General features: G+C 67.4%; 16 protein-coding genes. 9 read left to right on the top strand and 7 right to left on the bottom strand.

Annotated elements, in window-relative coordinates; genetic code table 11:
• Positions 1 to 6 precede the first annotated feature (6 nt).
• Positions 7 to 372: a group I truncated hemoglobin gene (locus LDH66_RS17040; RefSeq protein WP_226482283.1), complete on the bottom strand. Its 366-nt coding sequence runs from the start codon at positions 370 to 372 to the stop codon at positions 7 to 9.
• 220 nt (positions 373 to 592) lie between these two features.
• Between LDH66_RS17040 and hemC the strand changes: the two genes are divergently transcribed.
• Genes hemC through LDH66_RS17025 form a run of 3 tightly spaced genes read left to right on the top strand, consistent with a single transcriptional unit; the run spans position 593 to position 3,313 of the window.
• Entirely contained in the window at positions 593 to 1,738 is a 1,146-nt protein-coding gene (hemC, locus tag LDH66_RS17035; protein WP_226482282.1) for a hydroxymethylbilane synthase, read from the top strand.
• A gap of 14 nt (positions 1,739 to 1,752) precedes the next feature.
• Positions 1,753 to 2,565, top strand: a complete 813-nt coding sequence (gene cobA / locus LDH66_RS17030; protein ID WP_226482281.1) for a uroporphyrinogen-III C-methyltransferase — start codon at positions 1,753 to 1,755, stop codon at positions 2,563 to 2,565.
• Positions 2,566 to 2,569: 4 nt separating this feature from the next.
• Complete coding sequence (locus LDH66_RS17025; protein ID WP_226482280.1) at positions 2,570 to 3,313, top strand: uroporphyrinogen-III synthase; 744 nt, start codon at positions 2,570 to 2,572, stop codon at positions 3,311 to 3,313.
• A 32-nt stretch (positions 3,314 to 3,345) separates the two neighbouring features.
• Here the strand turns inward: LDH66_RS17025 and LDH66_RS17020 are convergent, their stop codons facing one another.
• The 3 genes from LDH66_RS17020 to LDH66_RS17010 form a co-directional block, all read right to left on the bottom strand.
• Complete coding sequence (locus tag LDH66_RS17020) at positions 3,346 to 4,371, bottom strand: YndJ family transporter (protein WP_226482279.1); 1,026 nt, start codon at positions 4,369 to 4,371, stop codon at positions 3,346 to 3,348.
• Complete coding sequence (locus LDH66_RS17015; protein ID WP_226482278.1) at positions 4,368 to 5,051, bottom strand: DUF4166 domain-containing protein; 684 nt, start codon at positions 5,049 to 5,051, stop codon at positions 4,368 to 4,370. Before LDH66_RS17015 ends, LDH66_RS17020 begins: the two co-directional genes overlap by 4 nt.
• An 86-nt stretch (positions 5,052 to 5,137) precedes the next feature.
• The gene (locus LDH66_RS17010) at positions 5,138 to 6,010 is read right to left on the bottom strand and encodes an NAD(P)H-binding protein (RefSeq protein WP_226482277.1); all 873 of its coding nucleotides are present in this window, start codon (positions 6,008 to 6,010) and stop codon (positions 5,138 to 5,140) included.
• 201 nt (positions 6,011 to 6,211) lie between these two features.
• Here LDH66_RS17010 and LDH66_RS17005 point away from each other — a divergent pair, with 201 nt between their 5' ends.
• Both LDH66_RS17005 and recJ read left to right on the top strand, forming a co-directional pair.
• Positions 6,212 to 7,303, top strand: a complete 1,092-nt coding sequence (locus tag LDH66_RS17005; RefSeq protein ID WP_226482276.1) for a CapA family protein — start codon at positions 6,212 to 6,214, stop codon at positions 7,301 to 7,303.
• A gap of 74 nt (positions 7,304 to 7,377) precedes the next feature.
• Positions 7,378 to 8,916, top strand: coding sequence for a RecJ family nuclease (gene recJ, locus LDH66_RS17000; RefSeq protein ID WP_226482275.1), 1,539 nt, complete (start codon positions 7,378 to 7,380; stop codon positions 8,914 to 8,916).
• Between the two features lie 71 nt (positions 8,917 to 8,987).
• Here recJ and LDH66_RS16995 read toward each other — a convergent pair whose 3' ends face one another.
• On the bottom strand, positions 8,988 to 9,743 hold the full coding sequence (locus LDH66_RS16995) for a CehA/McbA family metallohydrolase (protein WP_226482625.1): 756 nt from the start codon (positions 9,741 to 9,743) through the stop codon (positions 8,988 to 8,990).
• A 1,292-nt stretch (positions 9,744 to 11,035) separates the two neighbouring features.
• On the opposite strand from LDH66_RS16995, the gene LDH66_RS16990 reads away from it, so the two are divergent.
• Complete coding sequence (locus LDH66_RS16990; protein ID WP_226482274.1) at positions 11,036 to 11,971, top strand: DUF7551 domain-containing protein; 936 nt, start codon at positions 11,036 to 11,038, stop codon at positions 11,969 to 11,971.
• Positions 11,968 to 12,774 (top strand): DUF7260 family protein, encoded by an 807-nt coding sequence (locus tag LDH66_RS16985; protein WP_226482273.1) that lies wholly within the window; start codon positions 11,968 to 11,970, stop codon positions 12,772 to 12,774. Before LDH66_RS16990 ends, LDH66_RS16985 begins: the two co-directional genes overlap by 4 nt.
• A gap of 29 nt (positions 12,775 to 12,803) precedes the next feature.
• Here LDH66_RS16985 and LDH66_RS16980 read toward each other — a convergent pair whose 3' ends face one another.
• Positions 12,804 to 13,196 (bottom strand): hypothetical protein, encoded by a 393-nt coding sequence (locus LDH66_RS16980; RefSeq protein WP_226482272.1) that lies wholly within the window; start codon positions 13,194 to 13,196, stop codon positions 12,804 to 12,806.
• A gap of 216 nt (positions 13,197 to 13,412) precedes the next feature.
• Between LDH66_RS16980 and LDH66_RS16975 the strand changes: the two genes are divergently transcribed.
• Both LDH66_RS16975 and LDH66_RS16970 read left to right on the top strand, forming a co-directional pair.
• Positions 13,413 to 13,730, top strand: a complete 318-nt coding sequence (locus LDH66_RS16975) for a DUF5783 family protein (protein WP_226482271.1) — start codon at positions 13,413 to 13,415, stop codon at positions 13,728 to 13,730.
• Positions 13,731 to 13,809: 79 nt separating this feature from the next.
• Positions 13,810 to 14,178, top strand: a complete 369-nt coding sequence (locus LDH66_RS16970; protein WP_226482270.1) for a NifU family protein — start codon at positions 13,810 to 13,812, stop codon at positions 14,176 to 14,178.
• A 137-nt stretch (positions 14,179 to 14,315) separates the two neighbouring features.
• On the opposite strand, the gene LDH66_RS16965 is transcribed toward LDH66_RS16970, so the two are convergent.
• Positions 14,316 to 15,224 (bottom strand): ketopantoate reductase family protein, encoded by a 909-nt coding sequence (locus tag LDH66_RS16965; RefSeq protein ID WP_226482269.1) that lies wholly within the window; start codon positions 15,222 to 15,224, stop codon positions 14,316 to 14,318.
• Between the last annotated feature and the right edge of the window lie 35 nt (positions 15,225 to 15,259).

Genomic DNA, 15,259 nt, shown 5'->3' with positions numbered 1-15,259 from the left:
AAGGAGTCAGTCCGCGGCCGTGACGATCGCGTCCTGATAGCTCGCGATCTCCTCGAGGACCGCCTCGCGGTCGGCTTCGTCGACGTCGAACGCCGCGAGCGCGTCGTCGAGGTGGGTCGCGATCGCCTGAAAGTCCGACGGGGTGATGCCCATGTCAGCGTGAACGGCTTCCATCTCCCCGCCGGCGTACTCGACCGGTCCGCCGGTGACCGAACTGATGAACTGCGCCTGATGTGCGCGCTGTTTCTGCATGTCGACGTCGTCGAAGTAGCCCGCGACCTGTTCGTCCGCCATGACGCGGTCGTAGAACTCGTCGACGACGGCCGTAATCGCGTCTTCGCCACCGAGTCGCTCGTAGAGGGTGTCTGCCATTCGATCGGATCTACCCCCCTCAAGTAATATAAATAGTATCCCGAACGTGTTTTGCGAAAATATTGTGTGTGAAAGACACACAAATCCACTACCACTCGAATCGGTCGCTCTACCGGCGAGTATCTGTTCTTGGGAGAGTTACGCGATGTAGGTGGCGCGCGCTTTCCTCTCGCGTCGGACAAGCGTGCGCTTTTCATACTCGAGGACCCGACTGCTCCCTATGAGAACGCGCGGGACGCTGCGATTGGCGACGAGGGGGTCCGCACTCGCCCGGCGACAGGCCGCCCTGGTACAAGAGGCCTTGGAGGAACGCCGGTACGAGGTCGAACTCGTCACCGTCGAGACGACGGGGGACCAGATCAGAGACGAGTTGATCCATCGACTCGGGAAGACCGGCGCGTTCGTCCGCGAACTGGACGAGCGGGTTCTCGAGGGAGACCTCGACGCCGCGATCCACTCGATGAAGGACATGCCGACCGAGCAACCCGAGAAGCTCGTGACCGCCGCGGTTCCCGAACGGGGACGGCCGGGGGACGTCCTCATCACGCCCGACGGCGCGACGCTCGAGGAGCTGTCCGACGGCGCGACCGTCGGCACCTCGAGCCTCCGCCGGCGCGCACAACTGCTCTCGGAGCGGGCCGACCTCGCGGTCGAGCCCCTGCGCGGGAACGTCGACACGCGCATCGAGAAACTGCTCGCGCCCGCGCTGCAGGCGGAACACCAGCGGCGGACGGAAGCGGACAAAGAGCGCAAGGGTAACACCGGGAACGAAGACTTCGAGGCCGAGTTCGACCGCACCACCGACGAGTGGTTCGACGACCTCTCGGAACTCGAGAAGGGCGCGCTCGGCCGCGAGATCGAGACCGAGTACGACGCGATCGTCCTCGCGCAGGCGGGCCTCGAGCGCAGCGGGCTCGCCCACTACGTCGACTATCAGGAGCTGCCGACGTCGACGTTCGTTCCCGCACCGGGACAGGGAGCGCTCGCGGTGACCGCGCCCGACGGGGAGACGGCTCGGGACATTCAGACGCACATCGATCACCCGCGGAGCCGCGTCGAGACGACCGTCGAGCGGACGATCCTGGCGGAACTCGGCGGCGGCTGTATCGCGCCGATCGGCATCTACGCGGTCGTCCAGGGCGAGTACGTCCACGCGAACGTCAGCGTCTTCGACCGCGACGGCGAGGAGTCGGTGACCGCCAGCCGGGACCTGCCGGTCGAGACCCACGCCGACGCTGCCCGAGAGTTCGCGCGGGACCTCGCGGACCGCGGCGCGGCGGAGCTGATCGAGCGGGCCCGCGAGGCGGCCGACGGCGACGACGGCGACGAGGGCGTCTCCGCGGAAGATAAGCCCGAGGGGAAATAGCTAGCGAGTACCGAATGTCAGACAACGCTATCGACGTCGATCCGGGCACCGTCTACCTCGTCGGCAGCGGTCCCGGCGATCCCGAGCTCCTGACCGTCAAGGCAAAGCGGCTGCTCGAGGCCGCGGACGTCGTCCTCCACGACAAGCTACCCGGCCCGGAGATCATCGAGATGCTGCCCGAGGATCGCCGCGAGGACGTCGGCAAGCGCGCCGGCGGCGAGCGCACGCCCCAGTCCGAGATCAACGAGCGACTGGTCGAACTCGCCCGCGAGGGGAAGTCCGTCGTCCGACTCAAGGGCGGCGACTCCTTCGTCTTCGGCCGCGGCGGCGAGGAAGCGGAGTACCTCGCGGCCCGCGAGGTGCCGTTCGAGGTCGTCCCCGCGGTCACTTCGGCCATCGCCGCGCCAGCCGTGGCCGGCATCCCGGTCACGCACCGCGATCACGCCTCCTCGGTCTCGTTCGTCACGGGTCACGAGGATCCCACGAAGGAGGAGTCGGCGGTCGACTGGGACGCCCTGGCCGCGACCGGCGGCACCATCGTCGTCCTGATGGGCGTCGGTCGGCTCCCGGATTACACGAAAGCGCTGCTCGAGGCCGGGATGGCCCCCGAAACGCCGGTCGCGCTCGTCGAACGCGGCACCTGGCCCGGTCAGCAGGTCGCGACGGGCACCCTCGAGACGATCGTCGAGGCCCGCGACGAGGAAGACATCTCGCCGCCCGCGGTGACGGTGATCGGCGACGTCGCGGGCACGCGCGAGTCGGTCGTCGACTTTCTCCGAAACGACTACGGCGCGGCCGACGACAACGACGGCGGGCTCGAGGGGTGACCGAATGAGCGACGCACCCACCGTCGCCGTCTTCCGCCCCGACGACGACCGCCTCGAGCGAGCCGCGGAACTACTCGCGGATCTCGGCGTCGAGCCGGTCCCGGACCCGATGCTCGCCGTCGAGGCGACCGACGCGACGCCGCGGACAGACGCCGACTACGTCGTCTTCACGAGCAAGACCGGCGCGGAACTCGTCTCCGCGGCGGGCTGGGAACCGAACGGCGAGACCGTCTGTGCCATCGGCCCCGCGACGGCCGACGCGCTCCGCGCGGAGGGGTACGACGTCGACCTCGTCCCCGAGGAGTTCACCTCGAGCGGGCTGGTCGCGGCCTTGGAAAGTCGGGTCGACGGCGCGCGCGTCGAGGTCGCCCGCAGCGATCACGGCAGCCCGGTGTTGCTCGAGGGGCTCGAGGGCGCGGGCGCGTACGTCCACGAGACGATCCTCTACCGACTGGTGCGGCCCGCCGACAGCGGCGAGTCGGCCGAGCTGGCCGCCGAGGGCGAACTCGACGCCGCCTGCTTCACCTCGTCGCTGACGGTCGAGCACTTCCTCGAGGCCGCCGCCGAGCGCGGGATTCGGGAGGCAGCGCTCGACGGACTCGAGCACGCCACTGTCGGCGTCATCGGCGAGCCGACGGCTGAAACCGCGGCGGAGCGAGGGATCGAGGTCGACGTGGTTCCCGAGGAAGCGACGTTCGATGCGCTCGCTCGAGAGACGGTGGCGGCGATCTCGGCGCACGAGTCGTAAGGGGATTCGCCGACCTGTTCATTTCGACGGAATCAATCCTCGAGCAACCGGAACGCGACCAGAGCGGGAAGCGCGAATCCGAAGGCGTTGACGCTCCCGTGCCAGCGGATCATCTCGGGGATCGTCACGAGCGATGGCGTCCCGGGAAGCGAGGCGGACGCGAAGGCGAGCGCCAGCGCCATCGTCCAGCAGACCGACAGCGCGGCGACGGCGAGCAGCAGTCCCGCCAGTCGCGGGACCGCGGGAACGGCGTCGCGGAGCATTCGGATCGCGAACCCGACGACGGCGACCGTGAAGGCGACGACAGCGACGACCTCGACCAGTGGTGAGAAGGTGATGCCGATCGCGATCAGGAGGATACCGGCGACGATGACGACCGTCGCCGCGGCCGTCGCGCGTCCCGCGATCGTCGCCGGGAACGTTCCATCTGTACCCGTCAGGATTCGACCGGTCAGGCCGACGACGAGCGGCAATGCGAATCCGGCGTAGTGGAAGTGGACGCCCGTCAGGAGGACGATTATCGGTGCGAACCGGAGGCTGATCCCGGCCGCGTGCAGGCAGAGAAACGCGGCGGCGATCGGCACGTACAGCAGTCCGGCGTCGACGGCGAGTTCCGGCAGCGGACCGCCGCCGCGGGCCGCGAGCCGACCGACCCCACACAGCGCGATCGCACCGGTGACGCCGAGCCACGGGAGGACGAGCGCGACCGCGACCGGCGATCCCTGCGGCGCGGCGAGCGCGGCGACGAGCGCCAGCGCGGCCGGGGCCTGTCCGACGGCGGCGGCCCGATAAGCGACCGTCGCAGTCGTCGCGTCTCGAGGCGTCTCGACCGCGCCGAGACCGAGCGGCACGACGACGAGCGCGGCGAGTGCCACGTACAGCGCTACAGGGGCGAGCGGAACTGCCCCGCCGATCGTCCCGGCGGCGAGACCCAGCCAGAGAGTCCCGCCGGTCGCCGCGCTCAGATCGGTGACGCGTCGACCGGCGAATCGGGGGCAGGGGTGTGAAGCCGTCGGCGGACCCGACGCTCGAGCGGCGGTCATCTCGGGATCAGTCACGCATTTTCACCCGGCAGGTCGACGCCGCCGAGGGCCGACGGCGGCGCGGTATCGGTGTCAGCCTCGCGCGGTCGGAACTCGTTCTCGAACGTACCCTCGTACTCGAAGACAGTGCCGAGGAGGGGGTTGATGATCGCGGCCGAGACCCGAAACCGGCCGTCATCGTCGTCGTACCAGTCGCGAAGCCGTCCGTCGACCGAGAGCGGAGAGGGAAACTCGAGGTACCGACCGCCGACCCGGAGCCACTGCGCGCCGATCGAGAGTGCCAGCGCGCCGTCCTCGGCGTCGATATGGACGTCGGCGGCGACGTATCCGTGCCTGCCGAAGAGGTCGGTGAGACAGCCTCGATCGGGGTTCCACCGCAGCGTGTCCACGAACGTCCGCGGCGGCGAGGTCTTGAAGCGCCGGCGGAGGACGAGCGCCTCGTTTCCGTCGTCGTCGACGAACGGCTCCGTGATAATCGTGAACGGAACGTCGGTCCCACGCTCCGGAAAGAGGAAGTCGTCGAGCGTACCGAGCCGGAGCGTCGGCGCTGCGAGGGGGCTCCGATCGAGGGTCTGCATTCGGCCGACGCCGACCGCTTCGCGGTCCTCGGCCGACTCGAGCCCGTACCGGTCGCGGACGCGAGGGTGGAGCGTCTCCCACGCGTCGCCGACCTCGCGCTCGAACGGGCCGGTCACGGCGGACCCTCCGGTCGGTGGGCGAACGCTGCGACTCGCCGGGCTCCGGTACGTATCGGTCTCATGGTTCGATTAGTTCCGTGTGGCTATCCGCGGTCGTCGGCGAGGTACGCCGACAGCGTCCGGAGCGAGTCCGGCGACACCCCGAACGCCGTGACGTCGTTGTCCGCGATCGTATTGTCCAGTCCCAGCACGCGATACTGGTCGCGACCGAACGGAATCCAGGGGAGGGGATCGACGATCATCGCCGCGACCGCGGCGAGCCCCATCGGAATCGGCACGACGACGCCCCCGCCGCGAATCCGCCGGACCGTTTCGGCGAGGGTGAGTCGTTCGGGCCCGCCGATCTCGTAGCACCGGCCGACGTGACGGTCGTCCTCGACGCCGTCCGCGAGCAGCGGCGCGAGATCCTCGACCCAGATCGGCTGGAGCCGCGTTCGGTCGCCGCCCGGCAGCGGCGTGACCAGCGGCAGCGACAGTCGCTCGACGAACGGGAGAAACGCACAGCCGTCGCCGAAGACGACCGATGGGCGGTAGATCACCCACGCCAGCTCGGACTCGCGGACGACGCGTTCGGCCCGCCGCTTCGCCCGGAAGTAGGCCGTTTCGACGCCCGAGTCGACGCCCAGCCCGCTCAGTTGGACGAACCGGTCGACCCCGGCCCGCTCGCTCGCCGCCACGAGGTGACGGGTCCCGTCGAAGTGGACCGCCTCGTGGCTTCGTCCTCGCGGCTGAACGTGCGACGGGAGCGCGACGAGATTGACGACGGCATCGCGGCCGTCGACGACGTCGTCGAGCCCCGGGACGGTCACGTCGACGGCGACCGTGTCGACGGCCGCCGGTACTCCGGCCGCGTCGGGCGTCCGCGAGGCGACCGTCACCGCGTGCCCGCGGTCGAGCAGGACGCGACACAGGGACTGCCCGATGAATCCCGAGCCGCCCGCGATCAAGACGTCCATACCGGATTCTTCTATTACGTAATCTTAACTGTATTGTCCGTTGAACAGAGGCAATGACAAGTACGATAGAATGGAACCGATGGGTCGACGGGCTATTTGAACCTCGAATTCGAACGGGGAATCGATGAGCCGACCCGAACGGACTCAAGCGATCGCGAACCGAGACGCTCGCGGGGACACGCGGGCAGGGCCGGCCGACCGATGAGCGGGAGTCGGCGACGGTTTCTGGCAGCGGCGGGGACGGCAGTGCTCGGCGGCTGTACCGCGCCCGCGGCCGAGCCGACCGCGTTCGAGGACCACGTGCGCCACGAGACGACGATCGGCTTCGCCGGCGACGCCATGCTCGGCCGAAACGTCGACGGCCGCTACGGGCGCGCCGGCGCCGACCCCGCCGCCGTCTGGGGCGACCTCGGGACCCGACTGCAGTCGCTGGACGGCGTCTGCTGTAACCTCGAGTGTTGCCTGTCGACGCGGGGCGAGCGGTTCCCCGACCGGGCGTACTACTTCCGAGCCGATCCCGAGTGGGCCGTCCCCGCTCTCGAGGCCGGAAACATTCGGTTCGCGTCGCTGGCAAACAATCACATGCTGGATTACGGGCCGGCGGCGCTTCGCGATACCGTCGACGCCCTCGCGGACGGGGGCATCGGATATGCGGGTGCCGGCGAGAGCCCGGCGGCGGCCCGCGAACCCGCAACGGTCTCCGTCGGCGACGTCGACGTCGCGGTCGTCTCCTTTGCGGACCACTACGCGGAGTACGGCGCGACCGACGACCGACCCGGGACGGCCTACGTCGAGTTCGATTCGGAGTCGCCCGAGAGCCGCCGGATCGTCGGCGGGGCGATCGATCGCGCGAAAGCGAGCGAGCCCGATCTGCTCGTCGCCTCGGTCCACTGGGGACCGAACTGGGTCGAGTACCCCGACGAGGAGTACGTCGCGTTCGCTCACTGGCTCGTCGATCAGGGGATCGACCTCGTCCACGGCCACAGCGCCCACGTCGTCCAGGGCGTCGAACGCTACGGTGACGGTCTCATTCTCCACGACACCGGCGATATCGTCGACGACTACATCACCAAGGAAGAGCTGCGCAACGACCGGAGCTTCCTCTTCGAAGTCGGACTCGAGGGAGAGAGCCTCGAGGAGCTCCGGCTCGTTCCCGTCGCGATCGACGATCGAGCCGTCTCTCGGGCCGACGAGGACGCGGCGGCCTGGCTCCGGGAGACGATGCGCGACCGCTCGAGCCCGTTCGAGACGCCCTACGAGCGGGACGGCGACGATCTCGTTCTCTCGCTGTGAGCCACCGACACCGCTCGCACGGTCGGCCGGGACGATCCGCGGGTTTATGAGCGAAGCCGCCCCACAATCCCTCCATGGCAGGGCCGGTTCCCGAACTCGAGGATCGCGCGATAGCGTGTGCACAGCGGCTGTGCGAGGCCGATCGCGTACTGCTCGCGTCGCACATCGACGCCGACGGACTCACCAGCGCCGCGATCGCGGCGACTGCGCTCGAGCGGGCGGGAATTCCGTTCGAGACGGTCTTCGAGAAGCAACTCGACGAGGACGCGATAGCGGACATCGCGGCGACCGACTACGAGACCGTCCTCTTTACCGACTTCGGGAGCGGCCAACTCGATCGCATCGGCGACCGCGAGGACGCGGGCGATTTCACGCCGATCATCGCGGACCACCACCAGCCCGCGGACCGAGACACCGAGTACCACCTCAATCCCCTGCTGTTCGGGATCAACGGGGCCTCCGAACTCTCCGGTGCGGGCGCGAGTTACGTCCTCGCTCGGGCGCTGGCGGACGTCTCCGACAGCGACCCGGATCCGTCGGAACCGCGCTCCGACGGTGGTGAGCCGAGTCAAACGAGGCAAACCTCGTCAGAGCTCTGCTCTGATGGTGGCACCGTTACCGCATCGGGAGCCGCGAACGCTCGCGCCGACAACTGCGACCTCGCGGCTCTCGCCGTCGTCGGCGCGGTCGGCGACATGCAGGCCTCCGGCGGCGAACTCCACGGCGCGAACGAGGGCATCGTCGAAGAGGGCGTCGCGGCCGGCGTCCTCGAGACGGGCAAGGACCTCGCGCTGTACGGCAAACAGACCCGACCGCTCCCAAAGCTGCTCGAGTACGCCACGGACGTCCACATCCCCGGCATCTCGAACGACGAGAACGGCGCGCTCCGATTCCTCGACGGGCTCGACCTCGAGTTGAAACGCGACGGCGAGTGGCGGCGCTGGGCCGGCTTGACGAACGAGGAGAAACAGACGGTCGCCAGCGCGCTCGTCCGGCGGGCCGTCTCGAGCGGCGTCCCCGCGAAAAAGATCGACGGGCTCGTGAGCACGGCCTACGTCCTGAGCGATGAGCCCGTCGGAACCGAACTCAGGGACGTGAGCGAGTTCTCGACGCTCCTCAACGCCACTGCGCGCTACGAGCGGTCGGACGTCGGGCTGGGCGTCTGCCTCGGTGACCGGGACGGCGCGCTCGAGCGCGCACGACAGCTCCTACGGGAACACCGTCGAAACCTCTCGGAGGGCATCGATCTCGTCACGAGCGAGGGAGCGACCCAGGAGGACCACGTGCAGTGGTTCCACGCGAGCGACGAGATCCGCGAGACCATCGTCGGCATCGTCGCGGGAATGGCGATGGGGAACCAGGGAATCAGCCGCTCGAAGCCGATCATCGCCTTCGCTGAAAAGAACGAGGACGAAGTCAAGGTCTCTTCGCGGGGCACCCACTCGCTCGTCCGGAACGGACTGGATCTCTCGGTCGTAATGGGCGAGGCCTCCCGCGCTGTCGGCGGCGACGGCGGCGGTCACGACGTCGCGGCGGGGGCGACGGTTCCGAAGGGAGAAGAAGAGTCGTTTATCAAACGCGCAGACGAGATTGTCGGCGAACAGCTGTCCTAGAGTGGATGAGCGAGCGGTCCGAGGCGCGAACAGAGTGAGGGCCTCGGATGCTCATCTCCGTCTTCTCGTCGTCAGGTCGATCTGTCCATCGAGGCCGGCATCGTCGGGAGGAGCGGCGCGCGCGAAGTGAACATGTACGTCGCCTTCCGCACTGCGCCCTTCCCGTACTGGACGGCACTCTTGCGGATCGGCGTGCGCTTACCCCGGATCTGAGTCCGGCCCTCGAGGATGGCCTCGACGAGGTGCTCCCCGTCGATATCGGCCTTCGTCGGGTTCGCCGCGTCGGGCGTCACGACGACCTCAGTGTAGGCCTTGCCGACGTTCGGCAGGTAGTGGGCGTCGCTGGCACCGATCTGTGGATAGTCGCGACGCTCGGCGAACGTCCGGGCGCGGCGATTGCGGTAGCCCGTAAAGACCATCGAGTTGTAGGTCTCGATCGCGTCGGCGTCGTCGATGGTGCCTTTCCGGACGCCGTGACGGCTGCGCTGGAACGGATGGGGAACGATCGCCACGCCGCCGCGTTCGCGGACGGTCTCGACGGTGTCCATGAACGGCTGACCGGGATCGGGCCGCGTCTCGACGCCGATCGCCAGCAGATGGCCGTGTTGCGTCGAGACCTCGACGCCGGGAATGCCGATCAGCCCGTAGTCGGGCGCGAGATCGGCGGCGCGCCGCGATTCCTCGATCTCGTCGTGATCGGTGATGACCACGCCGTCGAGTCCGATATCGGCGGCGTGCTCGAGGATGAGTTCGATCGGTTCGTGCCCGTCGTAGGAGTCGTCGGAGTGGACGTGAAAGTCGATTGCGAACGGAATCTGAGTGGTCATGGGGTCCAAGAGCGGGTACAGCGGGGTCGCTACCACCAATAGCTCGTTATCGCGCATAAACACTGTGCTGCCGCCCGGCAGTGGTAGCTCGATCGACTTTCAATATATCATTATGTGATTTACACCGCGAATTGCCCGCTACGGAGAGTTGACACTCGAGGGCTCGAGCGGCGATCAGCGCGGCCGAAATCGAGCGAAAAGCCGGCCGGTGGGCTCCGACGGTCGAGAACGGTGGGAGCGACGCTCGATACCGACCCGATCGGTGGCCGAAACCGGATCGCGTCTGGACGGCCTCCATACTCGAGGTCGTCGACGAACGCAATTGCGTCGTCCCACGAGATGGCGCTCTCCCCCGTCTTCTCGACGACGAGTTCGCCCTCGGCAGTTCCGCACTCGCTCGTTTCGCTCCGGGTTCGATGACCGCGGGTGCGAGAACGGATCGCTCGAGAACATCGGCCTCGCAACTGAGTTCGAACGCGTCGGTGGCCCTGGGCAGGGACCGAGTTCGTTCGGGGAACTGGTCAGTCTCGATCAGTATCGTGCCCGACTCGACCGAGAGCGCGCTCGCACGCCGACGCGGAGCGGAGGATCGACGTCCCGAACGCTTCGAGGAGACCGGTGGCCGGGTCCGTGAGTACGTCGACGTCGTTGTCTTCGCCCCGTCGAGCGTCGACACGCGGCGTCGTGACCCGCGATGAGTATCGCTCCGTCTCTGAATCGGTCGCGCCGGTGACGGCCGCGAAATCGAGCCGATCGATACCGCCGATTGCTCGCGCTGCGTTGCGAGCTGCCGGTGGCGGCGCGGCCGTGCTCGATGGTTCTGTCGACGTGTAACCCCTGGTGAATGTCTGCTGTGATCCGTCATCCGCTCGCACCGGAGAAAAGAGCGTTCGGACGCGGATTCGGCGGACGTGGGGACTCGCGACCGATCACGGTACCTGATCGCGCGAACGGCAGCGGTTGTTCGAGAGCCGTCACCGTATCGAACGCTCCGCCGGCTCGAGGTGTACAGACGGGAGAGCGGATCGCAACCGACGACCACGTAAATAATAAAGTGCATATAGATATACTAAATCTCGTCGGCCGGCGAATCGGCGGTCGCGCCAGGCCGCAATTAGGCCGGCCTAAAATACGATGGACTTATCACGGTTTAGGTTGGCCTAAATGGTAAGAACGGTCCCCGGTAGTACCGAGGGGGACAGAACGGTGACGAACCTGCCGTAGCGCGGTTCGATCGTCCGCGCGAGCAGTCAGGGACGGCCACGACGCCGAATACGACTGGAGGAACACACATGGTCGGAACGACACTCCGAGAGATTCGCCAACACATCGAACGACTGGCCAGCGACGACGGGGAGTACTACGTCGTCTGTGCGCGCTCCGGCGAACGGCCCGTTCCGGTCGCCGGACAGCGATTCGCGACCCGAGCGGACGCGGCGGACGCCGCACAGGCGACCGAACAGTATCGCGCCGCGCTCAGGCGATACGATCCGCAATTGCCGTTTTACGATCCGGTCGCCTGCCAGGAGCGACCGGTGGACGCGGGCAGGACGGAGTCGGACGAGGATCAGTGTGGTGCCGCGCGAACGATCGCGGACGACGAGGATCGGCCGGCGGCCGACCCCGATCGGAACCCCTGGGACGACAGCCCGCTGATCAGTTTCTGTCACGACGTTTCAGGGGCTGTCTTCGAGTCGCTCTCGGCTCGCGACCACGCGGCCGCCGAGCGGGCGATCATGGAGACGTATCTGGCCGCAGCCGAAGCGACGACCGACCGGAACACGCTCTGTCTGGTGTTGCTCGAGACCATGGCGTCGGAACTCGAAGCCCACCTCGAGGCGGCCGAACGGATGCAGGTACTGCGGGCCGCGGCGGCGAACCTCTCGCCGGTCGAACCGGCGGACGATCCGGTCGAAGCGAGCCTCGCCTTCCTGGACTCGCTGTCGTTAGTCCGGGAGTACGGCGTGACGCGCGATGGAATCGACGAGACTGACGGGACCGGCAGCGACGTCTGGACCGTCTCCCTGCGGGGGTACGCCATCGAGTGTGGCGAGTCCCGATTTCCCACGCTGCCGATCGGAATCGACATTCTGCGCCGGTCGGCAACGTCGAGCGATCCGCTCGGCGTCACCGACGTCACCGCGCTCGGCGACGGCGACTGGCAGTTCGTCCTGCGAAGCGACGCCGCGGCGAGCGGACTCGTCTGTACGCGGGGTGAGAGCCGATGACCGGGACGGCCGTCCATCGGGCGCTCGAGTGTATCGACGAGGAACGAGAGGCCGTCACGAAGCGAGGGGAGGCGTTCGAGACGTTCGCGCAGCGCGTTCGCGACGTCCCAGTAGAGCGTCCCGCGGCGGGACGGACCCGACAAGCGACCGCAGCGACGCCGACGGCGATGGCGACGACGGTTCAGTCCCAGCGATCGGCCCCATCGACGACGGCGGATCGGTGTGTCACCGTTCGAGAAGCGTTCGCCGAAATCGTCCGTCCCCACAGCATCGCCGACCGCGAGGGGGACGAACCGCTCACCGAGACGATGGCGGCGGAGCTGAGCGAGGACATCGCGGTCGCGCTCGCGTCGGAAACCGGCTGGACGCCAGCGCTCAAGCGGGCCGTTCTCGAGGAGATCGAGACCAGACAGCGGGAAGTCGAGGTGGTCAAGGAAACCCTTCGGAACGAACGAGAAACCGTCGAGGACGCGATCGACGAGCTCGACGAGATCCTCGCGTGGCTCCAGCGGACGGCCGACGAGTCACTCCTGCAGTGTGACTTCGAGACGCTGCGGGAGAAACACGACCGACTCGCGACCTATCGGGATCGCCTCGAGACGCTCACGGCGGACCGACAGGCGCAGTTCACCCGCTCGACGAACCGCTACGGACCGGGCGGGACCCGGTATCGAACGCTGGTCGAGTCCGTTTACTCGGACTGTTCGGTCCGATATCCGCTCCTCTCGAGCGCAACGCGACTGTACGGGATCTGCGGTGACTGTCAGCGAACGGTTCGAGCGCACCTGTCGCGGCGCGTGTAGGCGGACCGGACGCCCGGCATCCGAGCGGGTTACTCCGAGGACGCGGGCAGGCCGTCGGGAACGAGATCGGAGAGCGAGACGCTATCGAGGACTTGACCGACCTCGAGCGCGTCGTCGGCCGCCGAGACGGTGTCGTGAATGCGATGCATACACTCGAGCAACCCGTCGACGGCGGCCCGCTGGGTCGAGACGCGGCCGATCGACTCGGTGATCGCCCGGTCGGCGAGGAAGAACCGGTAGCGAAGCTCCCAGCACCGACAGATACCTAGGCCGGGATGCGAGCGATCGGCGATCGTGGTCTCCGCGATCAGTTCGATTGGGGGGCGGCTGTGGCGGTAGATGAACCGATCATCGCGGAGTTCGGCGAGCCCCCATCTCGGGGGAAGCGCCTCCCGAGGGATGGGGTCCTGATCAGCAGCCATGTACATCGATATCACCGAGAACGGGGGTGTCCGTTCCGCTTGCGAGCGCGCGTTCCTATATAGGGAACCCCTACCACGTCACTGGATTGGTGTGTTTCCGGTCGACGTTCGATCATCGTCGGCAGTGTGAGCCGGTCCGGCCGATTCGGGTCGTCGCGGACTCGCGACGCGAGGTCGATCGTCCGACTTTTGTCTCCGCTAGCGCTGGGATAGAGTATGGCCGACTTCGATCCCGAGAAGTTCGAGGACAAGTACGCCAACTACTTCCCCGAACTCCAACAGGCGTACAAGAACGCGTTCAACCGGATGAACGACCGCTACGACTCCGAACTCGTCCACGCGATCGACCAGCAAGTCCTCAACGAGAGCGAGCCCTTCTACGAGGGAGACGGCGAGTTCCGTATCGAACTCCCCGACGATCCGCACGGCCGACTCTCGGGCGTGCTCGTCGAGGAAGAGCGATTCGAGGAAATTCTGGAGACGCACGTCGAGGAGATCGAGACCGAACTGCAGCGAGTCTTCGGATTCAAGTAGCGCGTCCACCCGTCGCCGACGCCGGCAGGCGAACATGGAGGACGGAAGGTTTAGGGGGGCTGATACCCAATGGATTTCTATGAGCACCGAGACCCAGAACGACGGGGACGACCTCGAAGACCGCGTCACGAACTTCCTGCGACGGAACTTCCCGCAGATTCAGATGCACGGCGGCAGCGCAGCGATTCAGGACATCGATCGCGAGAGCGGCGAAGTCAGCATCGCCCTCGGTGGCGCCTGCAGTGGCTGCGGGATCTCGCCGATGACGATCCAGGCGATCAAGAGCCGGATGGTCAAGGAGATTCCCGAGATCGAGAAAGTCAACGCCTCCACCGGCATGGACGGCGGCGAAGAGGAGATGGGCGGCATGAGTCCGTCCTTCCCCGGCGAGACCGTCGACGACGACGAGGGCGGCGAGGTCGACGAAGGCCCGGAAGCACCGTTCTAATCCGTCGGTCGTCCCACGCGGATCCGACTCGATGTTTTTGCTATTTTTGACCGCGTAGCGGCTTCGTTCTCGGTGAAATCAGGTTAGACGGACGAACGGATGAGACCGATCGAAATTGCGGTGGGACGCCCCGGCGCTCACCGCAGTTTCCGGCCGCATTCCCACGTTCTGATCAACGCGGTCAGCGTCCGGTTCGTCGGCACCTCGAGTCCCAATTCGGTCGCCTGATCGACGACGTAGCCGTTGATCGCGTCGATCTCGGTGCGGCGGTCGGCCAGCACGTCCTGGCGCATCGAGGACGTGTTCGCGGCCGTCGCCGAGGCGACGGCTTCCATCGCGGCCAGCGCCTCGCGGTTCGAGAGGGAGACGTCGCAGGCCCGAGCGACGCGAGCGGTCTCCCGAACGGCCGCCCGAGAGCGGTCGGTAGCGGGCTCCTCGAGCACGGCTCCGTTTTCGGTCGCGGTCAGCGCCGTCACCGGATTGATGCCGGCGTTGACCGCGAGTTTCTCCCACAGGCGTCGGGGCATGTCCTCGGCGATGGCGGTCTCGAGTCCGGCCGTCGCGAAGGCCTCGCCGACCCGATCCGCGAGCGGAGAGGGGCCACCGTCTCGAGCCCCAAGGACGACCTCGCCGATGCCGGTGCATTCGACGACGCCCGGCTCCTGCAAGATCGCTCCGTAGGTCGCTGTTCCGGCGAGAACCGGGACATCGAGTCGCGCCGCGAGCGTCGCTTCGTTGCCCATGCCGTTCTGGAGCGAGAGAACGCCGTCGATGGCGCCCGTCGCGAGCCGATCGGCCGCCGACGCGGTATCGAACGACTTGACCGTCACGACGGCCAGCTCGGCCTCGAGTCCGGTTCCGTCGTCCGTCGCCGCCGGAAACACGCGGGCGGGGGAGTCAAATATCGCCCCCTCGAGACGCAGTCCCGACTCGCGGACGGCACGGGCGTGGGCCTCGCGAGCGACGAGCGTGACGTCGTGCTCGCGGGCGAGCAGTCCGCCGATGAGACTACCGAGGCTGCCGGCACCGAAGACGACGATCTCCATGACTCGAGGTGAACCGAGCGGGGTGAAAACGGTTT

The organism is Natrinema amylolyticum, from assembly GCF_020515625.1.
Taxonomy (GTDB): domain Archaea; phylum Halobacteriota; class Halobacteria; order Halobacteriales; family Natrialbaceae; genus Natrinema; species Natrinema amylolyticum.
The sequence above is the reverse complement of the archived record's forward strand: the minus strand, read 5'-3'. Positions and strand labels throughout refer to the sequence as shown.

Excerpts from the sequence above, each read along its gene's own strand:
- LDH66_RS17005 (WP_226482276.1), top strand. The coding sequence starts at position 6,212 with ATGAGCGGGAGTCGGCGACGGTTTCTGGCAGCGGCGGGGACGGCAGTG.
- LDH66_RS17025 (WP_226482280.1), top strand. The coding sequence starts at position 2,570 with ATGAGCGACGCACCCACCGTCGCCGTCTTCCGCCCCGACGACGACCGC.
- LDH66_RS17010 (WP_226482277.1), bottom strand. The coding sequence starts at position 6,010 with ATGGACGTCTTGATCGCGGGCGGCTCGGGATTCATCGGGCAGTCCCTG.
- cobA (WP_226482281.1), top strand. The coding sequence starts at position 1,753 with ATGTCAGACAACGCTATCGACGTCGATCCGGGCACCGTCTACCTCGTC.
- LDH66_RS16965 (WP_226482269.1), bottom strand. The coding sequence starts at position 15,224 with ATGGAGATCGTCGTCTTCGGTGCCGGCAGCCTCGGTAGTCTCATCGGC.
- LDH66_RS16980 (WP_226482272.1), bottom strand. The coding sequence starts at position 13,196 with ATGGCTGCTGATCAGGACCCCATCCCTCGGGAGGCGCTTCCCCCGAGA.
- LDH66_RS17040 (WP_226482283.1), bottom strand. The coding sequence starts at position 372 with ATGGCAGACACCCTCTACGAGCGACTCGGTGGCGAAGACGCGATTACG.
- LDH66_RS16970 (WP_226482270.1), top strand. The coding sequence starts at position 13,810 with ATGAGCACCGAGACCCAGAACGACGGGGACGACCTCGAAGACCGCGTC.
- hemC (WP_226482282.1), top strand. The coding sequence starts at position 593 with ATGAGAACGCGCGGGACGCTGCGATTGGCGACGAGGGGGTCCGCACTC.
- LDH66_RS16985 (WP_226482273.1), top strand. The coding sequence starts at position 11,968 with ATGACCGGGACGGCCGTCCATCGGGCGCTCGAGTGTATCGACGAGGAA.
- recJ (WP_226482275.1), top strand. The coding sequence starts at position 7,378 with ATGGCAGGGCCGGTTCCCGAACTCGAGGATCGCGCGATAGCGTGTGCA.
- LDH66_RS16975 (WP_226482271.1), top strand. The coding sequence starts at position 13,413 with ATGGCCGACTTCGATCCCGAGAAGTTCGAGGACAAGTACGCCAACTAC.
- LDH66_RS16995 (WP_226482625.1), bottom strand. The coding sequence starts at position 9,743 with ATGACCACTCAGATTCCGTTCGCAATCGACTTTCACGTCCACTCCGAC.
- LDH66_RS16990 (WP_226482274.1), top strand. The coding sequence starts at position 11,036 with ATGGTCGGAACGACACTCCGAGAGATTCGCCAACACATCGAACGACTG.